Source organism: Vreelandella sp. L-25 (genome assembly GCF_056857535.1).
This window is the reverse complement of the sequence record NZ_JBSXNH010000060.1, coordinates 50,817-71,957: the sequence shown is the minus strand read 5'-3', so window position 1 is coordinate 71,957 and position 21,141 is coordinate 50,817. Positions and strand designations below refer to the sequence as shown.

Annotated in this window: 30 protein-coding genes and 2 pseudogenes; 7 read left to right on the top strand and 25 right to left on the bottom strand. The window is 59.0% G+C overall.

Translation table 11 applies throughout. The features are described from left to right. The 5 genes and pseudogenes from AC13CN_RS07835 to AC13CN_RS07815 all read right to left on the bottom strand — a co-directional run. The coding region (locus AC13CN_RS07835) for an RNA-guided endonuclease InsQ/TnpB family protein (RefSeq protein WP_483053109.1) at positions 1-309 on the bottom strand (309 nt) is incomplete at its 3' end. 106 nt (positions 310-415) lie between these two features. Then, positions 416-734 (bottom strand): annotated as a pseudogene (locus AC13CN_RS07830) (aspartate/glutamate racemase family protein); the annotation flags it as partial. An 89-nt stretch (positions 735-823) separates the two neighbouring features. Further along, positions 824-1,312 carry a hypothetical protein gene (locus AC13CN_RS07825; protein ID WP_089675732.1) on the bottom strand — a complete coding sequence of 163 codons (489 nt, stop codon included), beginning with the start codon at positions 1,310-1,312 and terminating at the stop codon, positions 824-826. A 150-nt stretch (positions 1,313-1,462) separates the two neighbouring features. Beyond that, positions 1,463-2,116, bottom strand: coding sequence for a DsbA family oxidoreductase (locus AC13CN_RS07820; RefSeq protein WP_062373116.1), 654 nt, complete (start codon positions 2,114-2,116; stop codon positions 1,463-1,465). Positions 2,117-2,144: 28 nt separating this feature from the next. Further along, positions 2,145-2,491: pseudogene (locus AC13CN_RS07815) on the bottom strand (MBL fold metallo-hydrolase); the annotation flags it as partial. A 123-nt stretch (positions 2,492-2,614) separates the two neighbouring features. Here AC13CN_RS07815 and AC13CN_RS07810 point away from each other — a divergent pair. Then, entirely contained in the window at positions 2,615-2,860 is a 246-nt protein-coding gene (locus AC13CN_RS07810) for a type II toxin-antitoxin system CcdA family antitoxin (RefSeq protein WP_172515451.1), read from the top strand. Continuing rightward, on the top strand, positions 2,860-3,177 hold the full coding sequence (locus tag AC13CN_RS07805; RefSeq protein ID WP_062373121.1) for a CcdB family protein: 318 nt from the start codon (positions 2,860-2,862) through the stop codon (positions 3,175-3,177). Before AC13CN_RS07810 ends, AC13CN_RS07805 begins: the two co-directional genes overlap by 1 nt. 69 nt (positions 3,178-3,246) lie before the next feature. On the opposite strand, the gene AC13CN_RS07800 is transcribed toward AC13CN_RS07805, so the two are convergent. The 6 genes from AC13CN_RS07800 to AC13CN_RS07775 form a co-directional block, all read right to left on the bottom strand. Next, positions 3,247-3,360 carry a type II toxin-antitoxin system CcdA family antitoxin gene (locus tag AC13CN_RS07800; protein WP_232068216.1) on the bottom strand — a complete coding sequence of 38 codons (114 nt, stop codon included), beginning with the start codon at positions 3,358-3,360 and terminating at the stop codon, positions 3,247-3,249. A 13-nt stretch (positions 3,361-3,373) separates the two neighbouring features. Continuing rightward, positions 3,374-3,673 (bottom strand): type II toxin-antitoxin system RelE/ParE family toxin, encoded by a 300-nt coding sequence (locus AC13CN_RS07795; protein WP_253557835.1) that lies wholly within the window; start codon positions 3,671-3,673, stop codon positions 3,374-3,376. Next, on the bottom strand, positions 3,674-3,943 hold the full coding sequence (locus AC13CN_RS07790; RefSeq protein WP_022990375.1) for a type II toxin-antitoxin system Phd/YefM family antitoxin: 270 nt from the start codon (positions 3,941-3,943) through the stop codon (positions 3,674-3,676). It abuts the gene before it with no gap. A 136-nt stretch (positions 3,944-4,079) separates the two neighbouring features. Further along, positions 4,080-4,382 (bottom strand): type II toxin-antitoxin system RelE/ParE family toxin, encoded by a 303-nt coding sequence (locus AC13CN_RS07785; RefSeq protein ID WP_054641811.1) that lies wholly within the window; start codon positions 4,380-4,382, stop codon positions 4,080-4,082. Next, the gene (locus AC13CN_RS07780) at positions 4,370-4,627 is read right to left on the bottom strand and encodes a type II toxin-antitoxin system Phd/YefM family antitoxin (protein WP_022992576.1); all 258 of its coding nucleotides are present in this window, start codon (positions 4,625-4,627) and stop codon (positions 4,370-4,372) included. The genes AC13CN_RS07785 and AC13CN_RS07780 overlap by 13 nt, the downstream gene beginning before the upstream one ends. Before the next feature lie 178 nt (positions 4,628-4,805). Then, positions 4,806-5,135: a hypothetical protein gene (locus AC13CN_RS07775; RefSeq protein ID WP_197746083.1), complete on the bottom strand. Its 330-nt coding sequence runs from the start codon at positions 5,133-5,135 to the stop codon at positions 4,806-4,808. Positions 5,136-5,239: 104 nt separating this feature from the next. Here AC13CN_RS07775 and AC13CN_RS07770 point away from each other — a divergent pair, with 104 nt between their 5' ends. Continuing rightward, positions 5,240-5,551 (top strand): BrnT family toxin, encoded by a 312-nt coding sequence (locus tag AC13CN_RS07770; RefSeq protein ID WP_054641813.1) that lies wholly within the window; start codon positions 5,240-5,242, stop codon positions 5,549-5,551. Further along, on the top strand, positions 5,526-5,798 hold the full coding sequence (locus tag AC13CN_RS07765) for a BrnA antitoxin family protein (RefSeq protein ID WP_054641814.1): 273 nt from the start codon (positions 5,526-5,528) through the stop codon (positions 5,796-5,798). Before AC13CN_RS07770 ends, AC13CN_RS07765 begins: the two co-directional genes overlap by 26 nt. A 74-nt stretch (positions 5,799-5,872) precedes the next feature. Here the strand turns inward: AC13CN_RS07765 and AC13CN_RS07760 are convergent, their stop codons facing one another. The 4 genes from AC13CN_RS07760 to AC13CN_RS07745 form a co-directional block, all read right to left on the bottom strand. Beyond that, entirely contained in the window at positions 5,873-6,187 is a 315-nt protein-coding gene (locus AC13CN_RS07760; protein ID WP_008174257.1) for a HigA family addiction module antitoxin, read from the bottom strand. Between the two features lie 14 nt (positions 6,188-6,201). Further along, complete coding sequence (locus AC13CN_RS07755) at positions 6,202-6,483, bottom strand: type II toxin-antitoxin system RelE/ParE family toxin (protein ID WP_054641815.1); 282 nt, start codon at positions 6,481-6,483, stop codon at positions 6,202-6,204. Positions 6,484-6,621: 138 nt separating this feature from the next. Further along, positions 6,622-6,909 carry a HigA family addiction module antitoxin gene (locus tag AC13CN_RS07750; protein ID WP_036148342.1) on the bottom strand — a complete coding sequence of 96 codons (288 nt, stop codon included), beginning with the start codon at positions 6,907-6,909 and terminating at the stop codon, positions 6,622-6,624. Between the two features lie 10 nt (positions 6,910-6,919). After that, the gene (locus AC13CN_RS07745; protein ID WP_008174254.1) at positions 6,920-7,198 is read right to left on the bottom strand and encodes a type II toxin-antitoxin system RelE/ParE family toxin; all 279 of its coding nucleotides are present in this window, start codon (positions 7,196-7,198) and stop codon (positions 6,920-6,922) included. A 168-nt stretch (positions 7,199-7,366) separates the two neighbouring features. Here AC13CN_RS07745 and AC13CN_RS07740 point away from each other — a divergent pair, with 168 nt between their 5' ends. Together AC13CN_RS07740 and AC13CN_RS07735 are read left to right on the top strand one after the other, a co-directional pair. Then, positions 7,367-7,588, top strand: coding sequence for a TA system antitoxin ParD family protein (locus AC13CN_RS07740; protein WP_007113097.1), 222 nt, complete (start codon positions 7,367-7,369; stop codon positions 7,586-7,588). Further along, positions 7,581-7,871 carry a type II toxin-antitoxin system RelE/ParE family toxin gene (locus tag AC13CN_RS07735; protein ID WP_253557837.1) on the top strand — a complete coding sequence of 97 codons (291 nt, stop codon included), beginning with the start codon at positions 7,581-7,583 and terminating at the stop codon, positions 7,869-7,871. Before AC13CN_RS07740 ends, AC13CN_RS07735 begins: the two co-directional genes overlap by 8 nt. Positions 7,872-7,945: 74 nt before the next feature. Here AC13CN_RS07735 and AC13CN_RS07730 read toward each other — a convergent pair whose 3' ends face one another. The 5 genes from AC13CN_RS07730 to AC13CN_RS07710 form a co-directional block, all read right to left on the bottom strand. Further along, positions 7,946-8,266, bottom strand: a complete 321-nt coding sequence (locus AC13CN_RS07730; RefSeq protein WP_164834383.1) for a hypothetical protein — start codon at positions 8,264-8,266, stop codon at positions 7,946-7,948. A gap of 250 nt (positions 8,267-8,516) precedes the next feature. Then, on the bottom strand, positions 8,517-9,383 hold the full coding sequence (locus AC13CN_RS07725; protein ID WP_253557840.1) for a DUF7281 domain-containing protein: 867 nt from the start codon (positions 9,381-9,383) through the stop codon (positions 8,517-8,519). Then, positions 9,380-10,657, bottom strand: coding sequence for a hypothetical protein (locus AC13CN_RS07720; RefSeq protein WP_244154968.1), 1,278 nt, complete (start codon positions 10,655-10,657; stop codon positions 9,380-9,382). The genes AC13CN_RS07725 and AC13CN_RS07720 overlap by 4 nt, the downstream gene beginning before the upstream one ends. Beyond that, positions 10,654-11,283 (bottom strand): condensin complex protein MksE, encoded by a 630-nt coding sequence (locus AC13CN_RS07715; RefSeq protein ID WP_062362328.1) that lies wholly within the window; start codon positions 11,281-11,283, stop codon positions 10,654-10,656. Before AC13CN_RS07715 ends, AC13CN_RS07720 begins: the two co-directional genes overlap by 4 nt. Beyond that, complete coding sequence (locus AC13CN_RS07710; RefSeq protein WP_253561280.1) at positions 11,280-14,939, bottom strand: ATP-binding protein; 3,660 nt, start codon at positions 14,937-14,939, stop codon at positions 11,280-11,282. Before AC13CN_RS07710 ends, AC13CN_RS07715 begins: the two co-directional genes overlap by 4 nt. A gap of 89 nt (positions 14,940-15,028) precedes the next feature. Between AC13CN_RS07710 and AC13CN_RS07705 the strand changes: the two genes are divergently transcribed. After that, positions 15,029-16,138, top strand: coding sequence for a pyridoxal phosphate-dependent aminotransferase (locus AC13CN_RS07705; RefSeq protein ID WP_172515443.1), 1,110 nt, complete (start codon positions 15,029-15,031; stop codon positions 16,136-16,138). A gap of 50 nt (positions 16,139-16,188) precedes the next feature. On the opposite strand, the gene AC13CN_RS07700 is transcribed toward AC13CN_RS07705, so the two are convergent. The 5 genes from AC13CN_RS07700 to AC13CN_RS07680 are packed head-to-tail and all read right to left on the bottom strand — an operon-like array spanning position 16,189 to position 21,113. Then, positions 16,189-17,145: a branched-chain amino acid transaminase gene (locus AC13CN_RS07700; RefSeq protein WP_253557364.1), complete on the bottom strand. Its 957-nt coding sequence runs from the start codon at positions 17,143-17,145 to the stop codon at positions 16,189-16,191. Continuing rightward, a complete protein-coding gene (locus AC13CN_RS07695; protein ID WP_089675744.1) occupies positions 17,142-18,248 on the bottom strand; it encodes a class II histone deacetylase in 1,107 nt (368 codons plus the stop codon). The genes AC13CN_RS07700 and AC13CN_RS07695 overlap by 4 nt, the downstream gene beginning before the upstream one ends. After that, positions 18,245-19,276 carry a histone deacetylase family protein gene (locus AC13CN_RS07690; protein WP_089675745.1) on the bottom strand — a complete coding sequence of 344 codons (1,032 nt, stop codon included), beginning with the start codon at positions 19,274-19,276 and terminating at the stop codon, positions 18,245-18,247. The genes AC13CN_RS07695 and AC13CN_RS07690 overlap by 4 nt, the downstream gene beginning before the upstream one ends. Before the next feature lie 20 nt (positions 19,277-19,296). Then, positions 19,297-20,571, bottom strand: coding sequence for a TRAP transporter large permease (locus AC13CN_RS07685; protein ID WP_074211014.1), 1,275 nt, complete (start codon positions 20,569-20,571; stop codon positions 19,297-19,299). Further along, positions 20,568-21,113, bottom strand: coding sequence for a TRAP transporter small permease (locus AC13CN_RS07680; RefSeq protein WP_253557365.1), 546 nt, complete (start codon positions 21,111-21,113; stop codon positions 20,568-20,570). The genes AC13CN_RS07685 and AC13CN_RS07680 overlap by 4 nt, the downstream gene beginning before the upstream one ends. Positions 21,114-21,141 lie beyond the last annotated feature (28 nt).

Below are 21,141 nucleotides of genomic sequence, written 5' to 3'. Positions count from 1 at the left end.
AAAGCTGGGGTACCGCGCCCGCTTGGCAAAGAAATGCTTGAACGCACTTTGTTGATGGCGCAAGCATTGTTGCAGTGGCACCGAACTAACCTCGGCTAGAAAGGCGGTGTCCGGCTGCTTCTTTAACTGTGTTAGGAACGCGCAGGCATCGTTATAGCCGATCTTTTCCTGACGCTGATAGAACGCGTCGGTGCGATAGCGCAGTACCGAGTTCCAGACAAACCGCACGCACCCAAACGTCCGCGCCAGCAAGGCTGCTTGCTCAGGCGTGGGATAGAAGCGGTATTGGTAGGTGCGTTCGGCTTTCATGCTTTACACTTTAGACGAAATATTGTAAGGATGCAAAACACAAGGCGTCCTGGCGGACGCCGCGCTATCCATCCTCGCACTAAAAGTACGAGGTTTTCCGCGCTAACTGATAAAACGCCTGTTCCATGGTAAACCGCGTGCCCAGCAAACCTACGCAGGCAATGCCCTGGCGTTGCAGCACCTGGGCCGTGGCATCGGCGATATGCAATAGCGGAATGGAGACCGCCGCTGCCAATATCTCGGCAGTCGCCTGCCAGTTACCCTGATGCTGCAGCGCCTCTATCTCGGCAAAATCCGCGCTGTACAGCACCACCCTGGCAGAGTGCAGCCCGCCCAGCGGCCGTGCGCACATGCTGGTTGACGAGGCGGTAGTAGGTTTGAGTGGACTCCCAGCTCATGCCGCCGATCAAGCCGATGGTTTTCATGGATGCACTTCCACCTTCTGGTCACAAGAAAGAGAGTGTATTGCGAAGGCAGCAGACAAGGCTCCGGACTCTATCAGAGGCTCACATGCTTACCGCCATCCGGCACTTCGCAGTTTTAACAGTAGCGCCCATAACCGGCTGCCCCCCGCTGAGCTTAAAAGCAAAACGGCTCCCACGACCACAGAAGTCCCCCCACGCCCTAACAAGTAAGCGCTAGCGTTTGGCCGCTGTTGCGCGAGAAACTCCCCCAACAGCACCGTGCCAGCAGCGATAAAATAAATACCCATGAGCGCTGTCCCCACCGCCATGCAGGCCCGGGGGCTTACCAATACACCTGCCCCTTGCGGCACCAGCCATCGGCTCAATGCCTCACGCCACAGAATAAGACTCAGCCCGATCAGAGTATTGCTAAAAAAATGCACAAACTGAGCCATCAATACGCTTGAAGAAATGTCCTCTTGGCCAGCCAGAGCGATCAACAGAGAAACGGCGGCATCCGGTAGTGGACGTAGTGCCATCCATAACCCCAATAGCGCCAACAAACTAGCCATCAGCGGGCGCACTTGCATCCTTTGCATCATGACTCCCTTACTCGTTGCATTGTTGGCTGTGAAAGCTCCATCTGGCTACTCCAGATCTCCGGTAAACACGACTGTCAGCCAGCAGCGCAGACCTTCGTCGCCCACCGGATCCCGATACCACATACTTCAGGCAGCGCTTTTCACACATTAGCCGCTGGCGTTCTCTTCAGCCACCTGACGCAGCGCATCGACCAGCACATCGGTGGGCTGGGCGCCGGAAATCAGGTAGCGGCCATCGAGAATAAATGCAGGCACGGCACTGACGCCCATGTCCATAAAGCGCTGCTCGGCTTCACGCACTTCTTCGGTGTACTGATCGGAGCGAGCGATGGCCTCGGCGGTGTCGCCATCCAGCCCCACCTCGATAGCTTTTTCGCGAAGCACCAAGGGGTCGGCGGGATTTTTCGCCTCGCCGAAGTAGGCCTCGAAAAGCGCCAGTTGAAGCGCCGTTTCCTGATGCTGCGTGCCGGCCCAGGCCAGCACACGGTGCGCGGCGAAGGTGTTGTTCGCTCGGCGCTCCAGCGCGCCACGGAAATTCAGGCCAAGCGCTTCGGCGGCAGCCATGATCTCGCGCTGGGACTGTTCCATGGTGGCCGCGTCCTTGCCGTACTTGCGGCATAGATGCTCCAGAATCGGCTCGCCCTCGGGCGGCATGTCCCGATTCAGTTCGAAAGGCTGCCAGACCAGCTCGACGTCGATCTCGCCCTTGAGTGTCTCTAACGCCTGCTCCAAGCGTCGGTAGCCAATGGCGCACCACGGGCAGGCCACATCAGATACTAGGTCGATTCTTACCTTTTGCATGGGGTATCTCCTTTGGGTTCATTCATCTGAATTCCAGCGCGAAGAGCAGGCAAAGCTGGGTGACCGCACAGGTGGCTTCCAGCCAGGTTTGGATACCCTTGGGGCCACAAGGGGCAGCGGCGCCGTGCGCCCACCCATGGCCGCACTGGCCAGAATGCCCGGCAGCCCGTAGCAGTGGTCGCCGTGCACATGGGTAATCAAAATGGCCTTCAGCGAATGAAACGTCAGCTTGGTGTGCAACACCTGATGCTGCGTGCCCTCGCCACAATCGACCAGATACCAACCCTTGCCCTTGCTTTCATGCAAAGCGACGCCAGACACGTTTCTTGTTTTGGTTGGGACTCCGGCGGAGGTGCCGAGGAAGAGTAGGTTCATATCTGATTGACGAGTCAACAATGAGCTTGAAGGGATGGCGTTCGAAGCAACGAGGCATGCTTGAATGCGCATTTCCATGCGCATAAAATCAGACTATACATCAAGAGCCACCAGGAGGCGACGATGGCCGAACTCTACGATGCAGCCGCACCCAAAAAAGCAGCGAATCTCTCCATCAATAGCGACCTGCTGCGCAGGACACGTGAATTGAACATTAACCTGTCTGCCACCCTGGAGCGAGCGCTGAAAGAAGAGCTTTCCCAATGCGAAGCGCAGCGATGGGTCGAAGAAAATCGAGCTGCGATAAAAAGTTATAACGATTTTGTCGAACGACACGGATGCTTTGGCGACGAATTCAGGGAGTTTTAATGGCACAATTCGACGTATACCCCAACCCAAGCAAAACCAGCAAAGCGCACTACCCCTACCTTGTGGATGTTCAAAGCAGTTTGCTAAGCGAACTGACCACCCGCATCGTCATCCCGCTGGGAAACCGTTCCGCCTTCGGCAACGACACCATGCAAGGACTCACTCCTGAAATCAGCTTTGGCGATCAGGCGCTATTGCTGTTAACGCCACAGATTTCGTCGGTGCCTGAAAAACATCTACGGAATCCCATCGGCTCTCTCTCGCATGTTAGAGACCTAATTATCGGGGCTCTGGACCTGGCGATCACCGGCTTTTAACACTGGCAGGATGCGGCAACCTCATGGAGGCAAAGCCATCATGTTAGACGCTCATGCCGAAGCGGGCCATCAGAATTGACGGTGCCGCGCGAGAGGCAAACCGTTAGCTTCGACGTATGCGTTCGAACTTGCCAGAGCTTTGGCATTCTCTTTCAGCCACTTCTCCTGTTTATGCCGTTTCACAGCCTCCGCAATGTTATGTTTCGTTTGCTGGTAATTCGAGCTGCCTCTCACTCCGCCAGACTCGTATGAGCAGAACCTCTTTAGCCTGCCTGAGATAGACAACTCGAAACGGCGCGTGAATCAATTCACGAATATGATCCATGTTGAATTCAGGAACAACTCGGCCAGCATCCGGGTGGATTTGAAGCATTTCACAGTGCTCTAGGATAGCAGCCACGAAATCATCACCGACATGTGGCACATCCTGCTCTTTGTAATACTCCTGAATAGCCTGTAAGTCCTCGAGAGCAGACTGTGCTAAGCGTAGTTCCATTTACTTGATACCCAACGTTTTCTTGGCGTCCTCCAACGATACGGTGTTGCCCTCGCGAACATCCATAAGCCCCCGCGCCACCGCCTTTACAAACCTCAATTCCTCTGCGGTTCTCTCATAATCCTCGAGCCCCTGAACAACAGCTATGCCGCGGCCACGGCTGGTGAGCAGGATTGGACGATGCGTGTCCTGCGCTCGACCAACCACCTTTCCGGGATTGATTTTAAGGTCTGATAGAGGAATGACATCCTCGGAAAATTTCACTTGCATAGTGATTACCCAGCCAACGATTTGGTGCCATTAATAGCACCAGTTAACAGGTGCAGTAAAGAAACATAACGCCGAAGCGCACCGGTGACTTTGACGTAGCGAAGCGAAGACAAAGGCATCCCAGTGACGCGCCTGGTTAGCTGTTCCCAAGCATGTACGCCCGAAGCTGTCGCTCCTCTCGCATAACATAGAGAATGAGAACTCGCTGATCATCCTCACGATAAAAAATGCGACACGGTGGAACCACTACCTCCCTGTATACTGAATTAGGGAGTTCTGGAGGAATCCGTCCGGATTGGGGAAAATCTTCCAAACGCTCGGTCTTATCGAAAACTTCCTGGACCAGATGACTTGCGGCAACAGGATTATCCAGAGCAATGTACTCAGCTATGGCATCCAGTTCTTGAAGGGCAGGCTCCGTCCAGATTACTTCAGCCATTTACTCATTTTCTCCCTGGCCTCACTTTGGCTGTACGTTCTTCCCTCAAGTACAGCACGCTCTCCCCGTGATAGCCCCTCAAGCAACTCAAGTCGGCGCTGCATAAACTCATAATCCTGCACATCGACAAGATATGCCGATGGCTGACCATGCTCCGTGATCAGTATCGGCTCCTTAGACAAGTGCAGATCTGCCAGAATCTTTGTGGCTTGGCGCTTGAGGTTCGTAACAAGCTCAACTTTCATGGGCTCACCCTAAATCAGACTAACAGTGACACTATAGTATCACTCTTCAGGTGGGGCAATCACAGCTAACGCGAAACTAAGCGGTGCCCTGACAAGGGCATCCGGTGGACGGCCGTCAGGCCGGGAACGTACTTGAGCGACTGGTTAGCACTGCTCAACTAAATACCTGTGACCCAAGTCAAAATGGTATTCCGTTCTCATCTTCTGTTTCACTTGATTCCGTAGACGGCTCAGAACCAAAAAGATCGTCTTCAATCGGCATCAGCTCCCATAGCTCGTTCTGGTGGAGCCATACCGGATCAGCATTCTCCTCAATGAACTGGTCTACAGGCATGCCATCCACAGTTGGTGGCCGCTTTATTCTGGCTTGCTTACCGTTCATAAAGACCCACTGGTACTTCCTTTGCCGATCTGCTTGCGCGGCTTTCTTTGCACTCTTTTGGGCCGGAGTGAGCTGTTTCTTAACTTTTGCCATAGCTAAACTTTTTGGTGCTAACGCCTGCAGCATGCGCGCCCACGAAATGGAGCCGAGGGCGCAATGTAGTGGGCGTCGCCGTGCCTGCATTGGTTAGCACTTGTTGACGCCTGCGTATATGCTGATAATATACTTTTATGATCAATTGGGCACAAGTTACTGGCTTTGACTGGGACGAAGGCAACTCCCGAAAAAACGTGGAGAAACATGGCGTAAACCAGTCCGAAGCGGAAGAAATTTTCTTTAATGAGCCGCTTCTGGTGTTGGAGGATTCCAAACACAGCCAGACTGAGGCCCGTTTTCATGCTCTTGGTGAAACAGATGACGAGAGATTGCTCCACATCACGTTCACACTGAGGCAGAACGGTACGCTGATTCGGGTGATTTCCGCTCGCGACATGCACCGAAAAGAGAGGGCTGTTTATGAGCAAGCCAAAAAAGATGCCTGAGTTCAAAACTGAAGCAGAAGAACGGGAATTCTGGGAAACTCACGACTCCACCGACTACCTGGATTGGAGCCAGGCCAAGCCGGCATCGTTCCCGAAGCTGAAACCATCAACCAAGACCATCTCACTCCGGTTGCCGGAAACTCTGCTTGATCGGATCAAGATCGAAGCCAACAAGCGGGACATGCCTTATCAATCACTGATCAAGGCTTGGCTTGCGGATGATGTAAACGACAGTCGTCGGACATGAGGTGCTAACGCCCACCATCACCGGTGACAAAACCAGAGCGAAGCGGCCGTTTTGGCATCCGGTGCATGGCCTGGTTATGCAGCATGTAGCGGCTTGATTCGATCCACTTCTTCCTTGACCGACTGCGCAGCAGTCCAAAGATCAACAGACCGCTGTGCGTTCAGCCAGAATTCTGGCGAGTTACCAAACAAACGCGCAAGCCTGAGCGCCATTTCAGGGCTGACAGCACGGCGTTCCCGCAATAGTTCATTCACTGACTGACGAGAGACACCCAAAGATTCGGCCAACCCCGAAACCGTCAGACCATAGTCCGGAAGAAAGTCTTCCCTCAGCATTTCGCCAGGATGAGTCGGTTTGCGCTGCATGCCAGCAGTATTAAGAATAGCCATGGTCATCACCTCACTCAGTGGTAGTCACACACTTCGACTTCATACGCATCGCCACCTTCAAAACGAAAACAGATACGCCACTGATCATTGATTGAAATTGCGTGCTGCCCCTGCCTGTTTCCCGACAGTGGGTGAAGGCGATTGCCGGGCGGCACTTTCAAATCCTCAAGCTGTACGGCCAGATCCACGTATTCAAGTTTTCTAGCGGCTCTCGGTGCAACATCCGCAGGAAATTTCTTTGACTTGCCCTTGGCGTAGAGTTCTTGGGTTCGTTTGTCAGCGAAGGATTTGATCATGAAACAAAGTGTATTTCGTCACGTGACGCTTGTCAACGAGACGAAGGAATGACTGCATAACGCCCGCCATCACCGGTGACAGAACCGCAGCGAAGCGGAGGTTTTGGCATCCGGTGCATGGCCTGGTTATGTGCTGCCTCAGGCTGCAACAAGCTTCTTCACGTTGAGCTCTTTGCGATGTTGTTCAGCATGCCAAAGTTCATATTGGGACTGCTGATTTAGCCAGCTTTCTGCCGAGGTATCGAAAGCGATAGAGAGCCGGATCGCCATTTCTGGACTAATGCCGGCCTTGCCATTCAACACGGCACTCAGCGTTTTGCGGCTAACGCCCAATGCCTCTGCTGCTGCTGTGACAGAAAGGCCAAGGGGCTCAAGACAAAGCTCTCGCAGCACTTCACCCGGGTGCGGAGGGTTGTGCATTAACATTGGCGGTACCTCAGTGATAATCTTCGTAGTTCACAATCTCGGCATCTCCGTCTTCGAACCGGAAGGTCACTCGCCAGTTACCGCTGACGGTCACTGACCAGATTCCGGCACGATTGCCAGAGAGCTCATGCAAGCGAAGACCGGGTAAGTCCATATCTTTGGCATTCGATGCTGCATTCAATCTACCGAGAATTAGCCGAAGCCTCTTTTCATGAGCGGCCTGAATCCCTGCAGTACTGCCGGACTTGAAGAATTTTGCCAAGCCCTTGTGTTTGAAGCTTCGAATCATTCCTTGAATGTACCCTGTAACGTATCAGGTGTCAAAGCGCATAACGCCGCGCTTTGCGGCTGTTTTGTAGCACCAGCGGAAAAGCAGTCCGACAACAGCGCCTTGTTACAACTTGTCTCAATTGTGGCATATTGCTACAATATAAGACAATCAACGTAGGAGGTACAAATGGCTACCAACAGCATTCGCTTAGATCAGAACCTTATTGAAAAAGCCACTATTATAGCTAAAGCACTTAATAGAACCCCGCCCAAGCAAATAGAACATTGGGCAAAAATCGGCGAGATGATGGAAGACAACCCGGATTTACCCTACGAGTTTGTAAGGCAAGCCATCATCGCGCAAGCAGAGCGGGACGCCGGCAAGCTGGAGGCTTACGATTTTGGTTAAAGCCACCAGCGTATTACAAACCCCTACCTTCAAAAAAGCGGTGAAGAAGCTCAAGCCCAACCAGAAAAAAGACCTTGATTTGGCCGTTAAGGATCTAATGGCCAATCCCAACATTGGTGAGCAGAAGAAAGGAGACCTGGCCTTTTTACGAGTCCATAAGTTCAAAATGAATAAGCAACTGACTCTGCTGGGTTACAGTTTTGATGATGGCGCTCTTGTCCTTGAGCTGATGGCTCTGGGATCACACGAAAACTTCTACCGCGACCTGAAGCGGAAGAAATGACGTTGTAACGCTTAGCGCACCGGTGACTTTGACGTAGCGAAGCGGAGACAAAGGCATCCGAGTGCCGCGCCTGGTTATGTTTGATATTCGATTTCTACGGCCGACTCGTCTCCACAATGAATGAAGAGTTCCCCTTTCGCTGAATTTGAAGATGAAAACTGAAACCAACCACGGCCAGACTTTTCACGACCATCATCATTTCCAGACCAAGAAAACTCGACTCGCCCTCCATCATCTGGAATGCGGTAGTCGATTTGGCCCTCAACTGCTCCGAATACAAAAAAGCCGAGGCCATCTTCATCGAACTGGAAGTATCCGGGCTCGATAAGATCAACAAAGTCTTGATCCCACATTTCCATCCACTTAATTCGCCAGCGTCCAACGACTTTACTCAAACTACCTCCTTAAAACATAACAGTGCTTATACGGAACGCTGTATAACCCCAATAAACGCGCGCGCTCATTCATTGAGGTTATGTAGCCAGCTCCATCGACCCTATCCCACTGATTCGCCTGAAGGCAAAGGGAAAATAAGCGGCATATTCAGATTCGCATGCTGGCGCGTTTTGCTTTCCCCCCTGCGTACCGCAAGAAAAGCACTGCACGGTTGATTCTCTCAGCCAACCCCAGCCAAGAAGCAATCCGCTAACCAACCCCCACCGCCACCAATTCCCCCTCAAACCACTGCTGTTTGAGGCCGCGCTGTTTTTCCAGCAGCGTGAGGTAGGGCCTGAGCGGGTGTTGGGGCGGTAGGCTGACGTGGAGTTGGCGCAGCCGCCGTTGGTAGGGGAGCTGCCCGGCGGGCTGGTGCAGGGGGGTGGCGTATTGGCTGAGCCACGCCATATCGGGGAGCAGCAGGTGCGTGGCGCCGCTGTCCAGCGCGAGGGTCACGCCCTTGGCGTCGAAGTCGCCTGCGTAGAGGTGGGGTCGGCGGGTTTTGCGCCACACCTCGGCCAGGTGGGCGAAGCCGCCGCCGTAGTGGCTGTCACCTCGGTAGGCGATGAGCGGCTGGGCGTAGCCGCTGAGGGCGCTGATGTTCGGGTTGAAAGCGTAGAAGCTGTCGAGGTTTTCCACCTGCACCAGCGCGCCGAAGGCTCCTAGCGTGAGGTGGCGAACGTCCACGTCGCGACTGCAGCGCGGCTCGCTTGCAAGCCCTGGGGTAGGTTGCGGCGGCAGGCTGAGCAGTACGCGCCAGGCGCGGGGGCTTTCGCGGGTGGCTTTGTCTTCTTCCACGCCCTCTTTGGCCTGGGCGGCGCTGCTCAGGCCGCTGAGCGAGCGGCCCAGCGGGGCGAGGTGGGCGCTGGCCAGAACGCTATCGATCTGTGCCAGCAGCTCGGCATCGAAGCGCAGGGCCTGGCTGGAAAGCCGCATGCCGAGGTCGATATCCTGCTGGCGGCACCAGGCCACCACGTCTTCCACCCACTGGCGGCGGGGCTTCTCCACCGTGGGCTGGCGGAGTAGTTCGCGGGCGACGCCGTTAAGGCCGTTGCGTGCGCGGCTGGGCAGGTTCATACCGCCACCGCCAGGGCCACATCGTGAATCAGCCGCAGGTCATTAAAGGCGCTGGCCTTGCTCTCCTCTTGCTGCAGGCGGAAGGCCTGCTGTTCGCTACGCGGCAGCCCTTGGTACTCGGCGATCACCTGAAACAGCCAGATTTCATCTGCCCACTCTAGGCCGCTCTGTTGTAGGTAGGCCAGGGCGCTGACGGGCTCGGCGGGCGGCTGGTCGAGCACCGCGAGGTAGAAGCGTTCGACGTCCAGCTTGAGCGCCTGCTGGCGGGCGGCGGCCAGGCTCTCTTCGGCGGGTTGAACGGGGTTGGCGACCGCGACGTTTTGTGCGGCGTGGCGTGGGGCGGGCAGCTCGTGCAACAGCTCGGCCAAAACGCGGGTATCCAGGGCGTGGTCCAGCGCGGGGGCGGCGGCGGGGTTGAGCGGTGCGGCGCGGTTGAACAGCGCGGGCACCTCACTGCGCTGGGCGTAGTTGCCGGGCACAAAGCCCGGGTGTTCGCGCAGGAAGGCGGCCATGCCGGTCATCAGACGGCTGCGGGCCTGCTGCTTGCGGAAGCGGGCCATGAGCTCGATCAACCGCCGCTGCACTTCCCTCAAGCTGGTGTAGTGGTGGCTCAGGCGGTTCTGAAGCTGGCTGATGAGCAGCTTGCGCAGGCTGCCGTCGCTACCCACCAGGGCGATCAGCTCGTCGAAGTCGATCAGCGCGAGGCCATCGAGTAGCCGCACGATCTGCTTTTGGGCGCGGTCGTTCTCGCGGATCTTGTCGTTGAGCTGGCTGACGAAACCGAAATCGCTGTTGAGCCGCTGCCACAGGCTATCGATGGCGTCGGCGAAACGGCCGTTGAGGCCATCCACCTCCTGGCGCAGGCGCAGTAGCTGCTGCTCCTGGCGCCAGTGTTCGCCCTTGCTGCGGGCTTCTCGGTAGCTATCTACTTGGGTACGAATCAGCTCCAGGGTTTCGGCCACGTCGGCATTGACGTGGCGGCGGGTTTCGTCGGCGAGCATTTCGGCGATCAGGTCGCGCACCTTGGGCGAGAGTTTGACGCCGCTCTGCTCGTCGGGCCGCCATAGCACCCGGGCGGCCAGCAGCTTGCGCAACGCGCCGTCGCTCAGGCCTTCCAGCGGTACGTCGTCGCGGGTGTAGGCCTGCATCAGCCGTTCGGCGTGCTTGCCCAGCAGCGCCAGGCGTTCTGCGCCAGTTTTCAGCAGGCGGCTCTCCAGCTCGCTCACGCCACTGCCCACCCCATTGCCTAAAGCACTGTTCTCACGCCGACTCACAGCAGGGCCTCCTGCGTGCCGGTGTCCTCGTCGGCATCGATGGGCAGATTCTCTTCGTCGCGGATGAAGCGTACCACGTCCACCAGGTAGTCCATCTTGCCGGTCACCACGAACACTTGGCGTTCGCTGTGGGGCTGCATCAGGTAACCGTGCTCTTTCAGCCGTTTGAAGATCTGCTTCACCTGGGCATCCAGCTGGTCGCTCTGGGAGCCAAAGAAGTTGTCCGTGGCTAGCCGTTCCAAACGCTCGCGCAGGCTCTGGTTGTCTTCGCACTTGGCGCTGAACTCGGCGGGTTTGAGCACGTCGCCAGGGGCGGCCAGGGCGTCGCGGCCCAGCGCTTCCTGCACCAGTTGTAGCCACTCCAGCATGGGCAGCAGGCTGTTGACGGTGTCGGCGAGCTGGCGGGAGAGCTGCTCCCGCGCCGTGTCGCTGAGCTGCCGCCAGGCGAGATAGTAGACGCTGGCGTCTTCGTTGCTGGCCAGCCGTCGGTTGAGCGGGCGCAGGTAGGCGTCGATGGCCTCGCGGGTCTCTTCGTTGGCCAGGTGCCGGTAGGCGTTGTCGTCGCTGACGGCGCAGACGAAGTCGCCTGCCAGCAGGCGTTCGAGCAGGGGGCCGTGTTCGATCATGCGCTCACCTCCTGTTGGCGCTGCTTGATTTTCTGCGCCAGCGCGCTGAGGCGTGGCTCGATACGCTTGAGCTGACGCTGTTGCTGGGCGTCCCGTTCGATGAGGTAGCGGTTGGCGAACAGCAGCAGCACGTCGGATTCCGGGTTGGGGAAGGCCCCGACGATATGGATGCGGTTGCTGTCGCAGGCGTCGAACAGTTTTTCGACGTTGTGGTAGGCCAGCGTACCGATCTCATCAATCGGCCAGTGGATGGCGATGTGCGCATCGCCCCGCAGCAGGCGGGTAAACGCCAGCAGGAACTTGCACAGAATCAGATACGCCATGCCGTGGCTGGAGGACTCCAGCAGCTGGCGGTCGTTTTTGATTACCAAATCGGTGCCGCCTTCGTTCAGGTGCAGCTCCAGGCGCAGCAGGCTTTCGAAGCTGTACTGCTGGTCGCTGCGCAGCAAATCGACCACGTCGGCCAGGGCGTTGAGGTAGTCGTCGCCGGGCAGCGTCTGGCCGGACTCCCGCCACGCCTTGTAGCGCTGGGCGAACAGTTTGAGCGGCTCCCAAAAGCCCAGCTCGTCAATGGTGGACTGAATGCGCACTTCCGCCTTGGTGATGCCTTCCAGGCGCAGGTCGTCGGCGACCTCTTCCGAAAGCCGACGGCTCTGGGCGCTGATGCGCCGGTTCAGGTCGCGGAAGACGATGAAGAACTTGTCCAGGTCGTCGCTGAGGTTACGGCCTTCCTGAATCAGCTGCTGCTGTTGGTCTTCCAGCAGTTTGAGCATGCCGCGTAAAAGCGGCAGTAGTAGCCGTGGGCTGTCGCTGGGCAGCTTGTCGCGCTCGCTTTGCAGGGCATCGGCAAAGCCGCTGCTGGCATCCTTGATCAGTTGGCTTTCGACGTCCAGGCAGCCTCGGCGCAGTTGCTCCAGCTGCTGGTGGCGGCTGGCCAGGGCCTGGTGGGTGCGCTCGATGCGCTCGTCCACATCGCCCAGGCTGGCTTCCAGCGGCGCGCCTTCGGCCACCAGCTCCAGGCTTTCCAGCTGGTTGAGCAGCGGCGTCAGGGCTTCCAGGGTGCCTCGGGCGCTATCTCGCTGGGCCTTCAGGCCGTTCACTGCCTGCTGGTGGGCCTCTCTGGCGGCGTGGAAGGCGTTTTTCAGATGCGCTTTGTCGCGCTTGAGCTGCTGGTCGCGCTGGGCCAGCTCGGCCTCTTCCGCCACCAGCTGGGGTTTATGCTGGCCCCACTCGATGCGCATGAAGCGCTGGTACTCGGCCAGCTCCTCCTGGCGGGCAGCGGTTTTGCGAATGCGCTCGTTCTGCGCTTCCAGGCGAGTTCGCGTGGCCTTGAGCTGGGCGGGGTCGACGCCCTGTTCGGCCAGCTCCTGGCTGAAGGCCTCTTCCAGCTCGGCGCGCTGGCGCTGGTGTTCGGCGTTGGCATCGCTAAGCTGCTGTTTGTAGGTGCGTAGCTGGGCATCGAGGCTATCGAGCTGGCTTTGGGCGTCGGCCTTGAGTTCCAACAGCTGGCCTTGGTGGGTTTCGGCCAGCTCGGCCAGGGCGTCGCGCTTCTCGTCGCGCAGCTCGGTTTGGGCCTGCTCCTGGCGGGCCAGGGCGGCTTCGATGTGGGCACGGCGGGCTTTCTGGCTTTCCGCGTGGCGGGCCTGCTGCTGGCGGCGCGCTTCCAGGGCGTACTCCACTTCCTGCTCGGCGCGCTGATGGGCCAGGCGAGCGGTGTCCTGGGCGTCATCGGCCTGCTGTACCCGCTCGTTGTGCTGCTTGAGGGCCTTTTCAGCGGCGGTGCAGGCGGTATGGGCTCGGGCCTTGGCGCTCTCGGCTCCCTCGATGGCGGCCAGCAGGCTGGCTTCGTCCTGAGCGTAGTCGGGCAGCGCGATGGCGGAAAGGTCCAACGCCAGGCCGAACAGGTCGTCGCTGGCGTGGTCGGCCAGTTGGGGGGCGAGGTCGCGGCGTTCCAGCAGTTCCGGGGCGATCACCTTGCCGAGCTGCTGTTCCCAGCCGGGGCGGTGGTAGCGCAGGAAGTGGCGCAGGCTGCCCTGCTCGGGGGTCTGCTGCTGATAAAGCGTGTAGCAGTGCTGCTCGGCGCGCTCCCGCTGCTGACGGCACTGCACGAGATGCTGTTCGGCGGTGTCGCGCTCGCGCTTGTGGGCTTCCAGCTCGCGGCGCAGCGCCTCCAGGGTGGCCCCGGCCGCGCTGCGGGCCTGCTGGGCATCGTCCAGCCGCGCCTGGGCCAGCTCGGCTTCCTGGGCCTCTTCGCGGGTTTGGCTGGGCATGGCCAGCTGGGCCTTCAGCTCGGCCAGCTGCTCGACGCCTAGCTCCAGCTGGGCCTGATACTCGCTCTCCAAGCGCTGGCGGGCCTGCTGGTAGCGCTCGTTATGCTGCTGCTCGGTTTGCCACTGCTGCTCGCGGCGCTCGGCTTTCTCCTCCACCAGCGCGTCGATCAGTTCCTGGTTCTCTTGAGTCTGGCGGGCGAGGTTTTCCGAGAGTTCGCGCAGTCGGCCATCCAGGCGCGCCTGGCTTTCCTTGACTGCGTCCTGCATCACTTGCAGGTGTTGCTGCAGCTGGTCGCGCTGTTCGCGCCACTGGGGCAGCGCGTTGATGTCCCGCTCCAGGCCGGGCATGTCGGCATCAGCGTACTGCTCGAAGCGGGTTTGCAGGTCGTTGAGGCGGTGCTGAGTATGCTGCAGCTGGCTTGCCACTTCGCTGTGCTGGTCGTTGAGCGCATCCCGCCGTTCGCCGTAGGCCTGCTCTTCGGCCTGAAACTCCCGCTGGTGGCGGTTGAGTTCACCTTCCAGGTCGGCGACCTGCCGCTGGGCCTGTTCGCGGTCGGCGGCCAGCTGGGGTTTGAGTTGCCACAGGGTAGTGTCGAGCTCGGCCAGTTCGCGGTCGATGCCGGAGAGTTTGGCCAACGCGGCCTGCAGCGGCTCCAGGCGCATGGATTGGCGCATCTGGTGAATCCACTCGCGGGCCTTGGCACTGCGAATGCGAGTAACCGGCAGTTCGACGCCGTCCTCTTCGAAAATCGCCGCCAGCATGGTCTTGAGGGTGTCCATCTTGCCCTCTTTGGCGTGCACCGCCGAGACCAGCTTTTCGATATGGCGAATGCGCCGCTCGGGATTGACCAGGCTGAACTGGGCGGCGATCTGGCGCAGCTTCAGGCCATCGCGGCTGTTGCCGTGGAGCTGGGTAAAGTCGTTCTGGATCACCGAGCGGAACTCGGAGGTGGCCCCCAGCTTGGGCGACACCGGCGTGCCGCTGCGGCGCAGCCCGCTGGCCCACTGGGTGTAGTCCAGCGCCAGCGGGCCCTGCTCGGTCTCGACCAGGTAGTCTTCCGGGCGGTAAGGCGCGCCGACGAAGCGATACTCCACGCCGCCTTCCTGCTTGCGGGTCAGCACCGCCTGGCACACGTTGCCCGCTTCGCGGCGGTATTCGTATACCAGGTAGCTGTTGCGGTTGGGTAGGTAGAACGCGTCGAACTTCATACGCGTTTTGGGCACTACCTTGTTGGGTAATTCGCCGTAAAACACCGGCACCAGCCGCTGTAGCGTGGTTTTACCGGAGGCGTTGGTGCCGCAAATATTGGTGTGGCCGTCCACACTGAGTTCGACCACGCCGCTCAGGTGGCCGTGAATCATCACGATGCGCAATAAGTGAGCCATGCCGTATCCTTGGACTGGTGTTGGTATTGCCGTTAATGCTTTCATTACTGTGCTAGGCGACAGTTTACGCTATCTGATTTGGAGACGTTATGCCCCGCTACCCCGAGCATCTCACAGGCGAAGGCCCCGTAAACCCTTTTCCGGGTATCAAAGTGCTAGAGCGGAAACTTGGTCGGGAGCTTCCGCACCGGCTGGGCTCTAACGAGGGATTAGACATGCCGCACCGCGCCCTGCGGGAGCACTTTGGCGATGCGGTGGCGCAGCACGTTTATTGCTATGGCGATGCCGAGGCGCTGGGGGTACGTCAACGCTTGAGCGCACAGCAGAACATTCCCCTGGATCACCTGCTGGTGGATGCCGGTGCCGATAGTCTGATCGCCCTAGCGCTGCGTACTACCTGCACGGCGGGCGATGCGGTGGTGAGCACCGCAGGCACCTACCCTACCTTCGGTTACTTCGCCCAGGGCCAGGGCTGCCACTTGATCGAGCCCAGCTACCATGAAGCCCCCGGCGTGCTCGCCCCGGATTTAGAAGCGCTGGCAGCCGCCGCCCATCAAGAAGAGGCGCGGTTGGTGTACCTGGCGAACCCCGACAATCCTAGCGGTCACCTGCATAGCGATACCGCGATTCTCAAGCTGCGCGAGGCGCTGCCGGAGGCGTGCTGGCTGCTGCTAGACGAGGCCTACGGCGATTTTCGTGACGACGCGGGCAGCGAGTTCCTTGGCCAGGCGCTGCCGGGCGTGATTCGCCTGCGTACGCTCTCCAAGGCCCACGGCCTGGCCGGGATGCGTATTGGCTACGCAATTGCCGAGCCTGACGTGCTGGCGATGATGATGAAAGTGCGTATTCACTACGCGGTGTCGTCGTTCACTCAGGCGGCGGCTGAAGTCGTGCTCGATCACCCCGACGAAGTACGCCAGCACATTGAAGCAGTGAAAGCCCGCCGCGAACAGCTGGCGCTGCACTTCACGGCGCTGGGTGCCGACGTGCTCCCCAGCGCGACGAACTTCGTCGGCATTCGGCTACCCAGCGCGGAGTTGGCGGCAGCGGTGCATCAGGAGCTGTTGGCCGAGGGCGTGCTGGTAGCCCGCCTCGCCCACCCGGAATTGGCCAACGTGATCCGAATTACAGCGGTCGAGGACGCGTTAGCGCCCGGCAGATTGGCCGCGCTGGAAAAAGCGCTTCAGCAGCACGGCTAGCACCGCCTGCCCCGGAGCAAAGCCGGGGCGACTTCAAAGCAATCAGCCCGTTATGCCGGGGTTAGCCAGTGCCGGTAGGCGTCTAGTTCGCCGCGCACGGCTTGGCGATAAAGATGCTGCAGCTGGGCCGTTACGCTATTCGCCGCCACCGGCTCGCTAAGGGGCGGCGCCCCGGCGCGAGTGCCGATTCTGCGCCCATCCAGCTCTCTTAGCGGCAGAATTTCGGCGGCGGTGCCGGTCAAAAATGCCTCATCGGCGGTGTAAAGCTCATCGCGGGTAATGCGCCGTTCTTTGACTTCGATGCCCAACACATCCCGGGCCAGTTGAATGACGCTATCTCGGGTGATGCCCTGCAGGCAGGAGGTCACTTCCGGGGTGTGTAGCACGCCATCGCGCAGTAAAAAGACGTTCGCCGCCGAGGCCTCGGCCACATAGCCTTCGGGGTCGAGCATGATAGTTTCATCAAAACCCGCTTTGACTGCCGTGTTGAGCGCCAGCATCGAATTCACGTAGTGGCCGCTGGTTTTAGCGCGGCACAGGCTGATGTTGACGTGGTGACGCGCCCAAGAGGACGTCAAGGCGCGCAGCCCGTGGGACGCTGCATGAGGGGAAAGGTAGGGCCCTAGATCCCAGGCGGCAATCATCACATGGGTGGTCAGCCCTTGGGCACGCAGCCCTAGGCCTTCCGCGCCGAGAAACACGGTGGGCTTTAAATAAGCGCTGCTTAACCCATTTTTAGTCAGGCTCTCACGCTGGGCATCGATCAGCTCGGCTTCGCTAAACGGCAGCGGGATATCCAGCGCGTGGGCGCTTTCCACTAGCCTTCGCGTGTGCTCCGCTACCCGAAACAGCTGCGGGCCTTGCGGCCCTGCGTAAGCGCGCACGCCTTCAAAACAGCCCATGCCATAGTGCAGCGTATGGGTGAACACATGCACTTTGGCGTTTCGCCAAGCGAGCCATTGGCCATCCTGCCAAATCCAGCCGTCACGATCATAGAGTGGTGTCATCGGGTCATTTGCTCCCACTGTTGTTGCCAGCCATCGATGAGCGCCTGCTGGTGCGGCTGTAGCGATTGGTAGCCCCAGGCGGCAATTTCGTCGTTTTGTGGATCGAATACGGCGGTCTTGCTGCCCGCAAGGGCTTGGATCACCGCATGACCGCAGAGCGGCACGTAGCCTTCGGAGTAGCCGCCTTCATGCACCACCACCAACTTGCCGCTGCAGCAGCGCTCTGCCACGGCCTTGACTTGAGCGGTCATAGTGGCGAAAGCCTGGCTATTGAGCAGCATCTTACCTAGCGGGTCTTTGGCGCAGGCATCATAGCCACAGGCCACCACGATTAGGTCAGGCTTGAATGCCTCCAACGCGGGCAGCACCAACGTTTCCATGGCATACGCGTAGGCCCCCAGGCCACAGCCAGGGGGCAGCGGCAGGTTAAGGTTAGCGCCTAGCCCGGCCCCTTCTCCCTGCTCGTCAAAACCACCGGTTTCCAGCGGGTAGTTGGCCGCTTGGTGCATGGAAACGGTGAAGACATCGGGGTCGTGATAAAACGCCGCCTGCTGGCCGTTGCCGTGGTGAACGTCCCAATCGAGTATCGCTACCCGTTTGGCTTGACCTAGGGCGCGGGCACGCATCACCGCGACGGGAATATTGCCCAGCAGGCAGAACCCTCGGCCTTGATCGGCTTCGGCATGGTGGCCCGGAGGGCGGCATAGCGCATAGGCGTTATCCACGTCGCCCAGTGCCACGGCCTCAACGGCGGCGATGACCAGCCCCGCTGAGTGGGTTGCCGCCGCCCAACTGCCCGGCATATAGGGCGCGCAGTCGCCGCCATTGCCCCCTCGTGCTTTATCCCCTGCTTGCAGTTCATCCAAATAACGCGGGGTATGAAAACGCCGCAGGTCTTCCATCGTGGCGGCAGGTGGCTTCACTACGTGAAGCTCATCAATCAGCCCGCTCACTTCCAGAATATTCTTCAGCCGCCGCTTGCTCTCTGGGCTTTCGGAGGCGGCCTGGGGCTGCAAGAACTCCCCCGGCGCGGAAAACACGCCAATGGCCCCCTGGTCGTGCCAAAAGCAGCGTTCGTGCCAGTAAAATCCGGTTTTACTCATGCGGTAAACCCCTGCATAAAGGCCGCTAGGTTGGCGCTTAAATGCTCGGTGGGGTAGCCGCCTTCCTGCACAATCACCATGGGTAGCGAGAGCGCTTTTAAACGTTTGCCCACCTCGATAAACGCCTCGGTTTCCACATGCAGGCCCGCTAGCGGGTCATCCTTATGGGCGTCTAACCCCAGCGCGACCACCACGGCATCCGGCTCATAGCGCTGCAGATGGTCGATCAGGATCGCCAGCGCATCCAAATAGACCTCGCCATCGCTGCCCACCGGCAGGGGGAGATTCACGTTGCAACCCACGCCCTCATCGCTGCCCTCTTCATCGGCACCGCCCCAGAAAAACGGATAAAAATCGCTGGGGTCGGCGTGTAGCGAACCGGTCCATACATCGTTTCTGGCGTAGAAAATATCCTGGGTGCCGTTACCGTGGTGCAGGTCTACATCGATAATCGCCACCTTGGCAAAGCGTTCGCGCAGCACGGTGGCGGCTAGCGCAGAGTTGTTCAGCAGGCAAAAGCCGCCTGCGCGCTCCGGCCCAGCATGGTGGCCTGGCGGGCGGCACAGCGCATAGGCCACCGCTTCCCCGTCTAACACCGCTTCTGCCGCCGCCTCTGCGGTGACGGCCGAGGCCAGCGCGCCTTGAAAACTAGTCGCGCTGAGCGGGCAGGCCATATCGTGCAGGTGCCAGCCCGCTTGCCCAATCGGGTGGCGGGGGTAGTGGTGGCCTCCGCCGCAGGGGTGAATGTTGGGTGCCACAAACTCGGCGGCATTGGGCAGCGCCTGCCAGCGGGCATAGATCGTTTCTAAGAACGTCAGGTAGCGCGGCGTATGAATTTGCTCTAGGCGCTTGCGCAGCTTGGGGGAGTCTGACTCAACTGGCGCAGTGAGCACTAAGCCAGCCTTTGCTAACCCCTGCGTCAGTAGCTCGGCACGCACCGGGCCTTCCGGCGATGCGACGGGCTGGCCACGTAGCAGGAAGGTAGGCGGCGCATGCATCGCTTGGTCAGGGTGATAAAAGCACTTCATGGGTCGCAGTCCTTAGCTAGTCACAGCAGTGACGGTATCCAGGTGGAGAGCACTGGGAAAGCCGCCAACAGCACAATCACCACCAAAAACGAGACGTAAAATGGCAGCGACGCCACAATGGCCCGTTCATAGGGCACCTCGGCTATTCGCGCGGCGGTCATTAGCGTCATCCCCACCGGCGGTGTGACGTTCGAGATATTGAGCACCACAATCATCAGAATAGCGAAGTGGAGCGGGTCAAAGCCAAGCTGAATCATGGCAGGCACCAGCACCGGCGCAATGACTACCAACGCGGGCAGCACATCCATGACGGTGCCAATCAACAACAGTAGCAGGCACACCAGCATCAACTGTATAAAGGCCACATCGCTAAAGGTGGTGATGATACTGGCTGCATCCCGCGCGATGCCTGAACGGGTCACAAACCAGCCTAGCACTGCCGAAGTGGCCAGCAGAAAAAACACCACGCCAGAAAAGCGCACGGTAGTGACTAACGCCTGCCATATTTTGCGCCAGGTTAAGTTTCGGTAGAACACCACGCCGATCACGATGGCGTACACCGCAGCAAACCCCGACGCTTCAGTGATGGTGGTTAAGCCAGAGAGAATGCCGCCTAGAATAATCATCGGCACCACAAGAGCGGGCAGCGCCAGTACAAATGACATCACCGCCATCTTAAACGGCGTGGGGGCCTGTTTTGGATAGTTACGCTTCCAGGCTAAAAAGAAGCTAACGCCTAGCAGCGCCACGGCCATTAGCAGACCTGGAATAATGCCACCGGCAAACAGATCGATCACCGAAATATCCCGCAGCAAGGTAGCGTACACCACCATCACAACGCTGGGGGGAATAATCGGCCCAATGATCGAAGAGCACGCGGTGACTGCGGCTGCATACTCGGCATCGTACCCCTGCTTTTTCATCTCGGGGATCATGATTTTGCCGATGGCCACCGTATCGGTCACCGCTGCCCCCGTCAGGCCCGCAAAAAACACCGACACCGAGATATTCACATGGGAGAGCGAGCCCCGCACCCGGCCAAACAGCGCATTGTTGAAGGCGATCAGCTTGTGGGTCAGCCCGCCCTGGTTCATTAGCTCTGCGGTAAAAATAAAGTAGGGCACGGCGATCAGCAGAAAGCCGGAGACGCCAGAGAACATACGGTCGGCGATGATGCCGAGCATGCGCTCGCCGCCAATCGCAAACCCACCCGCCAACCCAGACATAGCCATCACAACGGCTACCGGCGCGCCAATAAACAGCAGTACAACAAACGCAATAATCGCAGGCGTCATGAGCGGTGCTCCCCATCAACGGTATCGATAAGTTCGCCAATCACGTCCTGCTCATCCATAAAGTGTTCGAGCAGTGCAAACCCGTGCACCAAGTGCAGCAGCATAATGCCCCCACTCATCGGCACGACAACGGCGGTGACCTTGCTGGGAATACGGATTTGGTCGGAGACCATGTACACCTGGGTGGCGCTGCTAAAGTAGTCCCAGCCGTACCAGGTGAGCATGAGCGCAAACAGCCCAATCACCGCTAGGCAAAGCCCGGCGGCCACCTGCACCATCACTTTTGGCAAGCTGCGTACCAGTAGCGTCATGGCGACGTGCTCACCGTAGCGCAGCGAAATCGTCATCGAGAGAAAACCAATCCAAGGCAAAAACAGCCGCGCCAACGAGTAGGTCCAGCTCAGCGCGCTGCCCGTGATCAATTTGTATAAAAATGCGGTAAAGGAGATGCCTAGCATCGCCAGAATACAGCCCACACACACCACGATAGCGACCTGATTGACCAGGTCGCTTAAGCGGCGCAAAGGAGTTAAAACGCCCATGGTTATTCCTCACGCTGGGGCGCATGAC

Excerpts from the sequence above, each read along its gene's own strand:
- AC13CN_RS07825 (WP_089675732.1), bottom strand. The coding sequence starts at position 1,312 with ATGCAAAGGATGCAAGTGCGCCCGCTGATGGCTAGTTTGTTGGCGCTA.
- AC13CN_RS07820 (WP_062373116.1), bottom strand. The coding sequence starts at position 2,116 with ATGCAAAAGGTAAGAATCGACCTAGTATCTGATGTGGCCTGCCCGTGG.
- AC13CN_RS07810 (WP_172515451.1), top strand. The coding sequence starts at position 2,615 with ATGGCCGAACTCTACGATGCAGCCGCACCCAAAAAAGCAGCGAATCTC.
- AC13CN_RS07805 (WP_062373121.1), top strand. The coding sequence starts at position 2,860 with ATGGCACAATTCGACGTATACCCCAACCCAAGCAAAACCAGCAAAGCG.
- AC13CN_RS07795 (WP_253557835.1), bottom strand. The coding sequence starts at position 3,673 with ATGGAACTACGCTTAGCACAGTCTGCTCTCGAGGACTTACAGGCTATT.
- AC13CN_RS07790 (WP_022990375.1), bottom strand. The coding sequence starts at position 3,943 with ATGCAAGTGAAATTTTCCGAGGATGTCATTCCTCTATCAGACCTTAAA.
- AC13CN_RS07785 (WP_054641811.1), bottom strand. The coding sequence starts at position 4,382 with ATGGCTGAAGTAATCTGGACGGAGCCTGCCCTTCAAGAACTGGATGCC.
- AC13CN_RS07780 (WP_022992576.1), bottom strand. The coding sequence starts at position 4,627 with ATGAAAGTTGAGCTTGTTACGAACCTCAAGCGCCAAGCCACAAAGATT.
- AC13CN_RS07775 (WP_197746083.1), bottom strand. The coding sequence starts at position 5,135 with ATGCTGCAGGCGTTAGCACCAAAAAGTTTAGCTATGGCAAAAGTTAAG.
- AC13CN_RS07770 (WP_054641813.1), top strand. The coding sequence starts at position 5,240 with ATGATCAATTGGGCACAAGTTACTGGCTTTGACTGGGACGAAGGCAAC.
- AC13CN_RS07765 (WP_054641814.1), top strand. The coding sequence starts at position 5,526 with ATGAGCAAGCCAAAAAAGATGCCTGAGTTCAAAACTGAAGCAGAAGAA.
- AC13CN_RS07760 (WP_008174257.1), bottom strand. The coding sequence starts at position 6,187 with ATGGCTATTCTTAATACTGCTGGCATGCAGCGCAAACCGACTCATCCT.
- AC13CN_RS07755 (WP_054641815.1), bottom strand. The coding sequence starts at position 6,483 with ATGATCAAATCCTTCGCTGACAAACGAACCCAAGAACTCTACGCCAAG.
- AC13CN_RS07750 (WP_036148342.1), bottom strand. The coding sequence starts at position 6,909 with ATGTTAATGCACAACCCTCCGCACCCGGGTGAAGTGCTGCGAGAGCTT.
- AC13CN_RS07745 (WP_008174254.1), bottom strand. The coding sequence starts at position 7,198 with ATGATTCGAAGCTTCAAACACAAGGGCTTGGCAAAATTCTTCAAGTCC.
- AC13CN_RS07740 (WP_007113097.1), top strand. The coding sequence starts at position 7,367 with ATGGCTACCAACAGCATTCGCTTAGATCAGAACCTTATTGAAAAAGCC.
- AC13CN_RS07725 (WP_253557840.1), bottom strand. The coding sequence starts at position 9,383 with ATGAACCTGCCCAGCCGCGCACGCAACGGCCTTAACGGCGTCGCCCGC.
- AC13CN_RS07715 (WP_062362328.1), bottom strand. The coding sequence starts at position 11,283 with ATGATCGAACACGGCCCCCTGCTCGAACGCCTGCTGGCAGGCGACTTC.
- AC13CN_RS07710 (WP_253561280.1), bottom strand. The coding sequence starts at position 14,939 with ATGGCTCACTTATTGCGCATCGTGATGATTCACGGCCACCTGAGCGGC.
- AC13CN_RS07705 (WP_172515443.1), top strand. The coding sequence starts at position 15,029 with ATGCCCCGCTACCCCGAGCATCTCACAGGCGAAGGCCCCGTAAACCCT.
- AC13CN_RS07700 (WP_253557364.1), bottom strand. The coding sequence starts at position 17,145 with ATGACACCACTCTATGATCGTGACGGCTGGATTTGGCAGGATGGCCAA.
- AC13CN_RS07695 (WP_089675744.1), bottom strand. The coding sequence starts at position 18,248 with ATGAGTAAAACCGGATTTTACTGGCACGAACGCTGCTTTTGGCACGAC.
- AC13CN_RS07690 (WP_089675745.1), bottom strand. The coding sequence starts at position 19,276 with ATGAAGTGCTTTTATCACCCTGACCAAGCGATGCATGCGCCGCCTACC.
- AC13CN_RS07685 (WP_074211014.1), bottom strand. The coding sequence starts at position 20,571 with ATGACGCCTGCGATTATTGCGTTTGTTGTACTGCTGTTTATTGGCGCG.
- AC13CN_RS07680 (WP_253557365.1), bottom strand. The coding sequence starts at position 21,113 with ATGGGCGTTTTAACTCCTTTGCGCCGCTTAAGCGACCTGGTCAATCAG.